The sequence below is a fragment of the Kocuria sp. TGY1127_2 genome, assembly GCF_013394385.1.
Taxonomy (GTDB): Bacteria; Actinomycetota; Actinomycetes; order Actinomycetales; family Micrococcaceae; genus Rothia.
In genome coordinates this window covers 1,584,578-1,597,142 of record NZ_AP022834.1, presented here as the reverse complement: position 1 = coordinate 1,597,142, position 12,565 = coordinate 1,584,578, and the positions used below count along the sequence as shown (strand labels likewise).

Below are 12,565 nucleotides of genomic sequence, written 5' to 3'. Positions count from 1 at the left end.
CTCGAGGAATCCGTCCCCCTCCGCCTCGCTGATACTTTCACCGTCGGCCGCGGTATCGCTTACTGAGACCAAGGGCCGCGTAGATTACTAAGCCTATGACCATGATGGCCGCCCCTCTCAGCCAAACCTCACCTGTCTGCTGAGAGATCAGGACCAGGCAGGAGATCATGGCCAGGACCGGCACGAAAGTCCACGCACGGAAATGCTGGTGTGGAACCTCTTCGCGCCTCAGGACCAATACCGCGACGTTGGTACTGAGAAAGACGAGCAAGAGCAATATGACCACGGTCTCTGCCAGGACGGCCACGGAACCTGCCACCGTCAGGCCAATGGCGCACACCGTCGTCACGAGGATGGCAATCCATGGAGTTCGCCTGCGTGGAAGCACTCTTGCCAAAGGGGATGGCAGGATCCCTTGCCGAGCCATTCCATACGCCAGGCGACTGGCCATGATCATGGTCAGCAAAGATCCGTTTGCCACAGCCACTAGCGCAATCAGACTGAAGATCCAGGCCGGGATGGGCACACCTGTCGCACCCATCACAGTACTCAGCGGCCCCGAGGACTGCGCCAACGTATTCGAATCCACGGCAACGGACGCGGCAGTGCCGACGAGTGCGTACATCACGCCCGCCGTGATGAGAGCGCCGAAAAGCGCGCGCGGATAAACCTTGCTGGGATGTCGGACTTCCTCAATGATGTTCGCTGAGGTCTCAAATCCCACGAATGAGTAATAGGACAGGATGGCCGCCCCCAGCACAGCCGGAATAGGCTGGACATCATTCGCAAAAGAAGTTGCCCGAGTGAGATCGCCCCCGTGGTTCGCCACGAGAACACCTACGCAAATGATGACGACCAGCAAACCACTGAACTCGATCATGGTCATGATCACGTTGGATCGCAAAGATTCCTTGATTCCACGCATATTGAGCGCTGCCACCAGGCAAAGAAATATAATTGCGCCCAATACTGGATTGATATGCACGAACGAACCGAGGTAATCCCCGGCGAAAGCAAGAGCCAAAGCCGCTGCGCTGACGACGCCGGCGGCCAGCATGGCAAAACCCACTAGATATGAAACCAACGGAGAGTTGAATGCTCTTTCGGCGAAGACGGCTGAGCCGCCGGCACGGGGATATTTGGTTACCAGTTCCGCGTACGAGGCCGCGGTCAACAGAGCCAAAAGCAGAGCGACCGTCATCGGAATCCACGTAACGCCGCCGACCTCGCCAGCGATTTGGCCGACCAAGGCGTAAATGCCAGCCCCCAAGACATCGCCGAGAATGAAGACGTAGAGCAGGAATCCGGTCACATTCCGTTTGAGGCTTCTCGTGGCCGGGTCACTGGATGGAACCCGGGCTGCGGCGGACCTGGCGGCACCCGGCCCGTCTTGCGGATGCTTCGTCATGATGCTCCCTTGAAAGGCTTCTTGAGGGCCACGGTACTCCGGGCCTCAATCTTCTAATCCGCATACCCTCTCGGCGTCGTCGCAAGCCGTTTGAGACTGCTCTGGGCGTGGGTGAGCTCTTCGATCAGACGGTGGCCGTCGATCTGCATGGAGCCGTAAACGGGCCACTGATCCGGGTCGTCCAGTTGGTAGTCCCTGGCGCGTTCAGCGATGGTGGAGTAGGCCGTGCGTGCTCGGCCAACGATGGTGTCGAGGCGCTCAATATCATCCGTGTCTTCGGGGCGACGCAGTCCTTCCATCACGCCAACGGCTTCACCTACTACGGGTAGGAACTGGCTGTAGTCGATGCAGAATCGGTCGTGCTCGGTTTTCGATCTATTCTCTGTGTCGCGGATGCTGGCCATCGCCCTGGTGATGGAGAGAACTTCGCCGCCCGCCCGGTCCAATGTGTTGACGATAATGCGGTGACCCTCGTATGACCCCGAGCTGTGTTGGAATATTCGCCGTGGGTTGAACCGCATTTTCTGGGCAACCCCTTCGATTCCGGCGCGTGCTTGAGCCACCAGTCTCGAGTAGTCTTCGGCGCGTTGGACCCACCCATCGGCCTGGTGCTGGTCGGGGATTCCCTCGCGCAAACCTTCCGAAACGTCTGTCAGCAAGCTTGTCATGAATTGCGATAGCGCGCTGATACCGTATTCGGCGGAACGGTAACGCAACGGCGGCACGACCACCATATTCGTGACCACTCCGAGGCAACAGCCGAGTAGGGCCAGACCTACCATGCTCGCGACGTTGTACAGATCGATGGTGGGGGAATCAGACTGCAGGAGCGCGGCGAAAGCGAACAGAGCGGACACCGCTACTTGGGTCCCCTGCGGAGCCAGCCTCCGCCACCGACCCAAGGCCGAGGCCAGGAGCACGAGGCCCGCGAAGCTGGCCGTTGAGGTGCCCACGAGAGCCGTTACGAGCGTCGCCAACGCCACTCCACATACCATGAATCGCACCCCGTCTTTCAGGGACCCAGAAATGGTCGCCTGCACTGTGAGCAAAGCGGCGAAGGGCGCGAAGGTCGGCGAGGGGGCCCCGAGCAGGGTGTCGGCAATAAACCATCCTGCCGTTGCTGCGAGGACGCCCTTGAGCAACAACAACAGGCTGTCCCGGTGGGCGCCGGCGATTTCGGTCGCTTTGCGCATCCCGTCAGCTGGCTGGCGTAGCCACTCTGGCATCACAAGAATCACCCTTGCCGTGCGTTGGTACTGAAATCGAGTGGGAAAACGGCGCGGGTATCCGGCGGGCCCCGCGTAGGGTTCCTATCCCGGCCATTCAGGTAGAAGGCAATGGCCGTCGCTCTGAATGCGGTCCAGTCTACTCACGGCCGCGAGGATTGACGTGATCAGCACCGACGTAGCACGGACGCCGATTTCGGAAAGAACGTTCGCGAACGGCCATGCCAGCGCTCGTGGTGAGGCGTGCGCAGAAGACTAACTCTTGCCGATGCGGATACAATAAGTTCTCCCATTCGAGCACAGCGCCAGCCCGCGGCTTCGGGGCCGCACCCATAGAATCCCAAAGGAGGGCAGTGCGACTCACAGCATTCTCCGACGTCACTCTCCGGGTCATGATGTTGCTCTCCGCAACCGAGTCCGGTACAAAACTCACCTCAGCGCAGATCGCAGACGGTGTGGGCACTCCTTATAACCACGTGACCAAGTCCGTCACACGATTGAGCTCTCTCGGTCTTGTCGATGCCTCGCGCGGTCGCGGTGGAGGAGTCAGCATTACGGCCGTGGGACTCAAGGAAACCGTCGGTCATTTACTTCGCGAGCTGGAGCGGGATCAGGCAATGGTTGAGTGCGAAGCCTCCAGTGGGACGTGTCCCATGGACCACGACTGCCATCTCCGTAGTGCGCTCCGGCGGGCCCGTGAGGCCTTTTACGCTGAACTGGATGACGTGATCATCTCCGAGCTGCCGCACCGGCGCCAGATGGGCCCAATTATGATCCCACTCGGTCTGGAACCTCCGCCCGACTGTCTCGTCTGAGATCAATCTCATGCCGTTGAGCGGCACTCGAAGCCTCGCTATTTAATTGGCATGAAATATGCTTATTTAATACCGGTTCAACGAGAGTAGTAAAGGAGTTCCTATGCTGTCTGACAAGGCCAGGCCCGTGATCGAGGCGAGTCTTCCGATCATTGCGGAACGTATCCCGCAGATCGCGTCCGTTTTCTACGAGGACATGTTCCGGGCGCGTCCCGATCTGATGGATGGGCTATTCTCCCGCTCATCCCAGGTGGAAGGTACTCAGCCTCGCGCTCTGGCAGGATCCATCGCCGTTTTCGCGCAGTGGATTATTGAACACCCGGACTCGTACCCGGACGAGGTGCTTTCCCGCATCGCCCACAAGCACGTCTCCCTGGGGGTCCCGGAGTCGGAGTATCAGACCGTGTACACGTATCTTTTCGGCGCCATTGCCAAGGATCTAGGGGAGTCCGCAACGGAAGAGATCGTCGACGCCTGGACTGAGGTCTACTGGTTGATGGCCCATTCCTTGATCAGCCTCGAGAGAGACCTGCGTGCCCGGCAGGCGAATCAAAGCTCGCGCTCCCCGTTCATGATCATCGGGCGTGAGGAGACCGGTCGAGACGTCGTCGTTCTGACGCTTGAGCCCGCGGACAAGACTCCTATGACCCCGACGGTAGCTGGGCAATACATCTCGGTGTTTGCAACCACTGATGATGGGCTGCTTCAGCCGCGGCAGTTCACTCTTCTGCCGTCGGGACCGAATCAACGCCGCATCGCGGTCAAGCGGGACGCTGATGGCGAGATAACCCCAATCATGCACCGTGACTTCCAGCCCGGCTGCGTCATCGAGATCTCGAACCCCTACGGCGACGCCTTGCTGTCGAATATTCTTCCCGATGATGACTCACCGCTTTATCTGTTCTCCGCCGGTATCGGGATCACCCCGATGGTGGCCTTCTTGGATGAGTTGGTACGTTCAGGCACTAACCGTCGCGTGACACTGATTCATGCCGAGCACACCATGAGTGAATGGGCTTTGAGCGATGAAGCCTTGGACTTGGTCCGGCGTCTGCCCCAAGGCAGCGCCATCTCATTTATGGCCGAGGGCGGTGACATCACGGGACGGGTTGATGTATCACTTCTCGACATCCCCTCGAACGCCGTCGCCTACCTGTGCGGCCCCTTGGGCTTCATGCAGGACCTGCGTACGCAACTCGTCGATTTCGGCGTATCCGGTCCTCGGATCCGTTACGAAATCTTCGGCCCTGATCAGTGGATGATCCACGATAGGGAGCTCGCCTCGGTGTGATCCGATCTGCCCTGACTCGGATGTTCGGACTATCCGCGCTGAGAGTCGCCCGCCAACGGTGACAGCGGCGGTGAAGAAGCCCGGCCGGCTTTGCCCGGCCGGGCCGCGTGACCAGGACGTTGCATCGTAGCTGACATGCAGAGTCATGGTGCTGAATGTCGGTCGCAGTGTCTCGGTGCCACTTTCGCAGGTATTAAGAAATCGACGACCCAGTCACTTCAAAACCAGAGGCCTGGGCTAGTACTTCGAGGGCGGTCGAGGCGAGAAAATTTACGCGTTCTTCGGACAACCGACGTCGGTGTGCCAAGTAGACCCGCAGTTTCCGTAACTCAGGAGATGCGCTATGACGCACAATGCCTGGCGTGTCTTCTGTCGAGGTCATGCAATGCGGTATGACGCCCGCCCCGATGCCGTCACGGACCAGCCTCATCGTTACCGGAATACTGTCGCAGGTGTTGGTCTCTGACCAGCCGTCTTCAGGGGAGAGCCAGTCGGCCACAATGGTGTTGATCGCAGATGGTCGAGGGTTGAGCAGAGTCTGATAACCGGCAAGATCCTTCGGTGTCACCACGTCAGGGAGCCCGATGTGTCCGTTGCTGATGATTTCGAGTCCCGTCGTGGCAAGTTCGAGGAGCACGCAGTCCGCAGTTGGGTCGGGATCACTGACGAACGCGGCATCGAGTTCACCCCGTTCAAGAGCCTTCATCAAGAAGGTGCTTGCCCGGACCGTAAGGTTCGTTTTGAGCGTCGGGTGCTCGGATTCCAGGGCCTGGAGGACTCCAGGAAGACCTGTCATAGAGAAAAGCTCAGAGCTGCCGATGCGGAGTAACCCCGTCCACGGTTGTTTGTCTTCGAGATAACTGTTGAGCGAATCAATCGCCTGGAGCGCACGTTCGGCATAGGAGAGAAGTGAAACACCTTCTGTACTCAACACCACGGTGTTGCCGTGTCGGTCGAACAAGGTCGCACTAGCTAAATTTTCAAGCTGACGGACCCGTAACGATACTGCTGGCTGAGATATGTCGAGAGCCTCAGCAGCGGCGCTGAAGGTTCCGAGCCTGCAGATCATGACGAACGTGCGCAGCAAGGGTATCGAAAGGCTTTCCATAAGCTGAGCTTATACAGATTATGTACCTAGGTTGATAGGTGTTCGCGCTCACGATATTTATCGTGAAAAACATGCCCCAGTTACAAACACCTCTTTGCATCTCGTCAGCTCCCGGCCAACCAACCGGAATCGACTGCCATGCGCACGTGGTGCGTCGCGATGCCCCTCTATCGCCTCTCCGTCACTCCAGCCCAACGGCAGACGCTTCGGCAGACGAGCTACTTGCGAATATGGATCGCAACAATATTTCCAATGCCGTCCTGACTGCGCCGAGCTTTTACGGGAATGACAATTCACTGCTTCTGGAGGCGTTGGCGCAAGGCAATGGTCGATTCTTGGGTACTGCACAAGTGGCTCCGGGAACCAGCGAAAGTGAACTCATCGAATTGGCCTCGCACGGGGTCTGTGGGCTTCGGCTGAACTGGTGGCAGCTCCCTAACAGGCCGGACCCGGCAGATGCTGAGTATCAGCGGCTCTTTCGCAATGCGTCGAAGTTGGGGATGCATATCGAAGTTTTGATTGAACCAGAGCATTTATCCGGAGTCGGACAAGTAGTCCTTGATGCTGGTGCGGATCTCGTCATTGACCATTTCGGTCTCATCAATGACTTATCGACGCCTTCTGGAAGCGTTGTAGCCGAGTTTCTGGCTACGGGCCGTACATGGGTGAAGCTCTCAGCTCCGTATCGACTGGCCATCAGCGACCACGCTCTCCAACTGGCTAGGCAACTTCAGGAAGAGAGAGGGGACAGGATTCTGTGGGGCAGTGATTGGCCGTGGATCAGTCACGAAAACGTGGGACTCCGGTACGACGACCTGTTAGGGCAACTGGGGTTTTGGTTCCCCGAACTTGAGCGTCAGCGTCAGATTCTCGTTGAGAATCCGACGAGGTTGTTCGCTGACTTTCTTCAAAACGCAATTAAAGGGGCCTGACCTTGATGACAACGAACAGCCCGCATACATATGGCACGGCCGAAAGGCTGGACCGGCTGCCACACTCACGGCATATAACGCTGATGGTCTTCCTGATCTCCCTGGGCACGTTCTGGGACGCTTACATGCTGTATTCCATCGGTCCTATCTCCTCGACTTTTCTGTCGTCACTCGGGGACGAGCAGCTGGCAACCAGAGCGCCCACCGCCCTGTTCTTCGGAACGTTCCTCGGCGCGATCATATTTGGTCGGCTAGCTGACCGCATTGGACGACGCAACGCATTTACCCTCAACCTGAGCATCCTCGCAGCCGGCAACATCTTCGCGGTCCTGTCACCTAACGGTGTCATCCTGATTATCGCCTTGATCATTGCGGGCCTGGGCACGGGTGCGGAAATCCCCTTGTCGTCGACCTATACACAAGAATTCATGCCTGCGGGTCGGCGCGGTAAGGCAACTGCGCTCATGCTTGCCTTTGGGTTCCTCGGTGGCACCGTCGGCGGATTCATTGCCCGCTTCATTGGGCCGGCAGAGAATTTGCCACTGTCTGGGTTCAGGATCGCGCTGCTGATCGGCGCAGCAGGGGCATTGGTGACGATCTTTATTCGCCGGCATGTCCCCGAGTCGCCGCGTTGGCTTGACCGGAAAGAGCGCCATGCCGAGGCGGACGCGATTCTTTCTCGTATGGAACAACGTGTCATGGCTGAACGGAACCTTTCCGGACTGCCCGAGCCCCAACCGGCCCCACCCATGGACTCCACTCTGCAGAAATCGAGTAAGACTGTTGATTTGTTGCGTCCGGCGTACCTTCGGCGAACCCTGAGCGTGTGGATCATCGAACTCTTTCAGGGATTCGGTGCTTACGGTTTCACGACGTTCGTCCCCGTCATCCTGACTGCCAAGGGATACTCAATTGTTGACGCTCTCGGATATACGGCTCTGATCCAGATTTCTTACCCCATCGGTTGCCTGGTCGCCTCGCAAATAACCGACAGGATCAACCGCAAATGGGGGATGACTGTCTTCTACACGCTAAACATGCTCTGTGGCATAGCTTTCTACTTCTCCGACTCGGTACCTATGATCCTGCTCTTCGGGTTCCTGACGGAAATGCTGGTTTTCATCGATGGACCAATGCTCCACACTTACGAGGTGGAGATCTACCCCACCCACTTGCGCGGGCTGGGAGCCGGCACAAGTTTCGGGCTGAGCCGGCTAGGAGGCTTCCTCGCCCCACTCGCGGCCGGAGGAATCCTCGCTCTGGCTGGACAAAATGGAGCTACCTACCTCATTATCACCGCGGCAGGAAGCTGGTTGGTCTGTGCAGCTACTGCAGCGGTTCTGGGTATTAGAACCAAAGACGTGAGCCTGGAGAAACTAGAATCTTCGCTCAAACGCATTTCGTGAAACAATTTTGCTCCGCCCCAGTTTATACAAAGGACCTATTGGGTACGGTGGGATTTATATGGACAGCGACCCAGAAAAACCTCTGGCCTTGCACAGTAACGTCGGACAGTATTGCTTCATCGCACGGTCGGTAAATTTCCCAGTCGAGCACAAACCGAAGATCGCATAGGAATGAACCAGGCTCGTATGGTCTCGAGGCGTTGCACCATACGGATTTTGCCTTTGAGCATACGGCCATTTTTGCAGGTCGCCCCAGCTGCGTCCGCCAGGTTCCGGTACATTCATCCGGATCGCCAGCACAGGCGTTGATGAGCGCGTTGTTCCGAGAAGCCTCGTGGCGCTCGACGTCGCTGATGCGCCCGTTCAGCTATCTGTAGGAGGGACGGCGCGTCACTTCCGGCCTCTGTTGAGTTGACGGCCTGTCGGAGTATTGTTGCTGGCGAAACTTGCGCTGAGCCTTAACGGTCGCAGGTTGCAGTCGATTGGAGATGGGCAGAATGATGGCGGATTCTAATAAGAGCATCAATGCGACCAGTGGCCATGGGAAGGCCGTGGGTGTCTCGATTGCCGCCGCAGTTGGCGGCTTTCTTTTTGGCTTCGACTCCTCAGTCATCAACGGCGCCGTCGATGCGCTGAGCTCCCACTTCGAATTGGGCTCGTTTCTCTCGGGGTTTGTCGTCTCGATCGCATTGCTGGGCTGTGCCGTCGGTGCCTGGTACGCCGGAAGGCTGGCGGACAGTTGGGGTCGCCGTAATGTGATGCTGCTTGGTGCCGCCATGTTCATCGTCAGCTCGGTCGGGTCGGGCTTGGCTTTCTCCGTGGTCGACCTGTTGATCTGGCGTGTGATCGGTGGCCTGGGAATCGGTATCGCTTCGGTGATCGCCCCGGCGTATATATCCGAAGTGGCGCCGGCCAAGGGCCGTGGTGCCCTCGGATCCTTGCAACAGTTGGCGATCACGATCGGCCAATTAGTCGTACTCAGCTCCAATAAGGGCCTTGCCGGTGCCGCCGGCGGTTCATCGCAGGATTTGTGGCTGAACATCCCGGCATGGCGGTGGATGTTCTTGGTCGGTGTTATCCCGGCGGTCGTGTACGGCGTCTTGGCTATGTCGATACCCGAATCGCCGCGTTTCCTCGTCTTGCGTGGTCGTTACGACCAGGCCGCGAGTGTCCTGAAGCGTGTATCAGGGGAATCCGACCCGGACGCCAAAGTCGAAGAAATTCGTCAAACGCTCCAGAAAGAACACAAGAGCACATTCAACGACATTCGTGGCAATAAATTCGGCCTTCAGCCGCTGGTATGGGTTGGAATCATCATCGCAGCGTTCCAGCAGCTCGTGGGCATCAACGCGATCTTCTACTATTCCACGACCCTGTGGAAGTCCGTCGGGTTCAGTGAATCCGACTCCTTTACAACGTCGGTCATTACTGCGGGCATCAACGTCGTCATGACCGTGATCGCGATGCTGCTCGTTGACCGAATCGGCCGCCGGCGACTGCTGACCATCGGATCAATCGGGATGTTCCTGTCGCTGCTGCTCACCGCGATCTCCTTCTCCCAACAACTCGGCAGCGGCGACAACGTTTCGCTGCCCGGCGCATACGGACCACTTGCGCTGATCGGGGCCAACGCCTTCGTCGTATTCTTCGCCCTCTCTTGGGGCCCGGTCATGTGGATTCTGTTGGCTGAAATGTTCCCCAACAGAATGCGCGCCATGGCACTCGCCATCGGGACTACCTCGAACTGGATCTTCAACTTCATCGTCACGTTCGCTTTCGAGCCGATGACGCAACGAGTCGGTCTGTCTTGGCTCTACGGAGCGTTCGCCTTCTTCGCGCTGGCCTCATTCTTCTTCGTCCTGCGATTCGTACCCGAGACCAAACAACAAGAACTCGAAACCATGACCGGACAAACACACCAGCGTCCCACGACTCCGCAAGCCTAAGTTCGTGGTGCACCAGAGCAACCTCTGACCGAGGGGCAACAGTAGTTCTACTGTTGTCCGGCGTGTGCTCGGTATGGCTCTTCGATAATCCGCGCGAGAATTCGGGGGAGCATCTATCGTTCTCGTCGAGCCGTGACGGCGAGTTTCCTCGGACGTTTTCCAGTTCCTGGCTGAGCCCATATTGCCCAACCCTCTCGGGTGCGTTGAAACTGGGCACGCGGGCCAGGGGACGTGTACCGTGAGACCATAGCTGGCGTTTCGGTGGGCCTTAAAAGTCTTGAACACCCGGGCCCGGATACCAGCCAAGGGAATTGATGAACGTCAAAATCGAGACTCTCCCCTTTTCTCCACGTCACCCTCATCTGAAATTGGATGTGGTTCGTCCGCAGGGACCGGAACCGCCTCAAGGCTGGCCCGTGATCATATGGTTGCACGGTGGCGGATGGCGTCTTCAGAGCCGAACCGCGAGGCCAGATTTTCCGAAACACTTCGCTGCTGAAGGTTTCGCGATGGTCAGTATTGACTACCGCCTGGCGCCAGCCCATCCACATCCCGCCCAGGTTCATGATCTACGGCAGGCGATCCGATTCCTCCGATTGCATCATGTGGATTTGATCCTTGATCCAGAAAGGATTGGCTTATGGGGTTCTTCCGCGGGTGGGCATATCGCGGCCATGACTGCCCTTAAGGGCGACCTGAAATACACCGACGCTGAAGCCGTTCCGACGGATTATCGGGACATTCCCACCCATGTCAGTTGCGTTATGGAAGGTTATGGTCCCGCTCGAATCGAGCAATTGCTGCCCGCCTACATGGGGGCCGAAACACCTCAGGACATGCCGGTAACGACGCCCGAGCAGGATCTTTTGGGCGGAGCCGCTACCTCCCCAGAAAGCTACGATCATCAGCTGAAATGGGCTGCCGCCGCCAGCCCGGTCCACCAGGACGCAGCGCAAGCCCCGCCCTTTCTGATCATGCACGGCACAGATGACTGCATGGTTCCTCCGGGACAGTCGATCGCTTTGCACACTCACCTCGCACAGGCGGGACGGCAATCAACCCTGGTGCTCATCGAGGGGTTCGGTCACGGCTTCCTCAACCCCGGGGAAGTCGCTGAACTGGGCCCAAACGTTCGCCTGGACAACGGGCGGCTCGAGAGAGAACCTCGGACAGATTTCCGGATTGCACAGAGTCCACGAAATCGGTTTGAGCTCCGAAACCTTGCGGCTGACCATGAGATGATCCTTCGGTTTTTTGCACTGTACTTGCGCTAGGACACAGGCCTGGAGCACATCATTATTTATCGAAAGAGGAATTCTACGATGACTACCACTTCCGCTATCCCCGCTAGTATCACTCCAGACCCGGAAGAGATCATAGAAAAGCGTCACAGTCTGGTCCCCGTCCTGGACTCGCTTCCCGGAGATTCCGTCCCTTATGCCCTGGCCGCGGGGGAGGGGAATCAGCTCCAGCTGGGTCCTTACCATGTGACCGTCATGTCCCGTCCCGAAGACAACGGTGGCGTGTTCTCCCTGGCTCGCGTGAGTTCCGGAACGGTCCCGGCCACGCCTTTCTTCTCCGTTCCAGGACCTACCTTCGTGCACGTCATGGAGGGCCGACTGACTCTGTGGTTCATGGACGGTCGTCGGGAAGTCATTGCAGGCGGTAGCGCAACCATCCCCGCGGATACTCCCTGGTCCTTCGCCTCTGAAGGTCTTATCAACTCCGCCTTGGTGCATTCCTCTTCAGACGCCTTCCTGCGAGCGGCGCGGAGGTTGGGTTCATCCTCGTCCTCCCACACCTTCCGGGTCAGCGACGGCATCACCGGAATTGCTCATGAGGAGCTGGAAGCCTGCGGGTTCACATTCTATAAGCGGGACTACCTCGCCGAGCTCGGACCTCGCTTCGCCCGCCTCCCGCAAGAGATGCGGGCCTTTTCTCTGGAGGACGGTGAAGGGGATCGGTTGGAGCAATTTGAGCAGATCAACAGTTTCGTGTGCCGGCCGAGGCACACGGACAATCAGTTCCTAGCAGTGCAGACCCGGGGAGCCAAGGCGCCATATATTCCTCGGCACTTCCACCGTCTTCACACCGAGAACTTCATCTGCCTGGATGGTCACGTCACTTTGAACGTCAACGAGCGAGAGCTTGTTCTTTCTCGTGGAGACTATGTGCATGCGCCCGCCGGCACAATTCATTCCTTTGCTTTCACGGGACACAACACCCAGATGCTCGGTGTGTTGACCACCGGGGTGTTCGAAAAGTTCTTTGACTACATGAACACTCCCACGGATGCCCGAGTCCAGCTGGAGAACGGGGGCGAGCCGGAATTCCCCGCTGAGGCATTCGTCAAGGTTCAGGCGGAGCTCGACGTCGAGGTAGTGGGTCCCCCTCCGGAGGGCTGACGCAGGGATCAAGGTCCTGTGTGCCGAG

10 protein-coding genes are annotated in these 12,565 nt (G+C 58.1%); 7 read left to right on the top strand and 3 right to left on the bottom strand.

Annotated features, from left to right (window positions below; all coding sequences use genetic code 11):
- Positions 1-37 precede the first annotated feature (37 nt).
- Positions 38-1,408, bottom strand: coding sequence for an APC family permease (locus tag sake_RS07225; protein WP_178945712.1), 1,371 nt, complete (start codon positions 1,406-1,408; stop codon positions 38-40).
- 53 nt (positions 1,409-1,461) lie between these two features.
- Positions 1,462-2,634: an aromatic acid exporter family protein gene (locus tag sake_RS07220; protein WP_178945711.1), complete on the bottom strand. Its 1,173-nt coding sequence runs from the start codon at positions 2,632-2,634 to the stop codon at positions 1,462-1,464.
- Between the two features lie 353 nt (positions 2,635-2,987).
- Here sake_RS07220 and sake_RS07215 point away from each other — a divergent pair, with 353 nt between their 5' ends.
- Both sake_RS07215 and sake_RS07210 read left to right on the top strand, forming a co-directional pair.
- Entirely contained in the window at positions 2,988-3,449 is a 462-nt protein-coding gene (locus sake_RS07215; protein ID WP_129359562.1) for an Rrf2 family transcriptional regulator, read from the top strand.
- A gap of 103 nt (positions 3,450-3,552) precedes the next feature.
- A complete protein-coding gene (locus sake_RS07210) occupies positions 3,553-4,740 on the top strand; it encodes a globin domain-containing protein (protein ID WP_178945710.1) in 1,188 nt (395 codons plus the stop codon).
- A gap of 193 nt (positions 4,741-4,933) precedes the next feature.
- Here the strand turns inward: sake_RS07210 and sake_RS07205 are convergent, their stop codons facing one another.
- On the bottom strand, positions 4,934-5,848 hold the full coding sequence (locus sake_RS07205) for a LysR family transcriptional regulator (protein ID WP_129359564.1): 915 nt from the start codon (positions 5,846-5,848) through the stop codon (positions 4,934-4,936).
- Positions 5,849-5,886: 38 nt separating this feature from the next.
- On the opposite strand from sake_RS07205, the gene sake_RS07200 reads away from it, so the two are divergent.
- The 5 genes from sake_RS07200 (at position 5,887) to sake_RS07180 (ending at position 12,537) form a co-directional block, all read left to right on the top strand.
- Positions 5,887-6,780 carry an amidohydrolase gene (locus tag sake_RS07200; RefSeq protein ID WP_178945709.1) on the top strand — a complete coding sequence of 298 codons (894 nt, stop codon included), beginning with the start codon at positions 5,887-5,889 and terminating at the stop codon, positions 6,778-6,780.
- Positions 6,781-6,785: 5 nt separating this feature from the next.
- A complete protein-coding gene (locus sake_RS07195; RefSeq protein ID WP_178945708.1) occupies positions 6,786-8,186 on the top strand; it encodes an MFS transporter in 1,401 nt (466 codons plus the stop codon).
- Between the two features lie 497 nt (positions 8,187-8,683).
- A complete protein-coding gene (locus sake_RS07190; protein WP_238147594.1) occupies positions 8,684-10,132 on the top strand; it encodes a sugar porter family MFS transporter in 1,449 nt (482 codons plus the stop codon).
- Positions 10,133-10,446: 314 nt separating this feature from the next.
- The gene (locus sake_RS07185) at positions 10,447-11,406 is read left to right on the top strand and encodes an alpha/beta hydrolase (RefSeq protein ID WP_243155660.1); all 960 of its coding nucleotides are present in this window, start codon (positions 10,447-10,449) and stop codon (positions 11,404-11,406) included.
- A 48-nt stretch (positions 11,407-11,454) separates the two neighbouring features.
- Positions 11,455-12,537, top strand: a complete 1,083-nt coding sequence (locus sake_RS07180; RefSeq protein ID WP_178945706.1) for a cupin domain-containing protein — start codon at positions 11,455-11,457, stop codon at positions 12,535-12,537.
- Positions 12,538-12,565 lie beyond the last annotated feature (28 nt).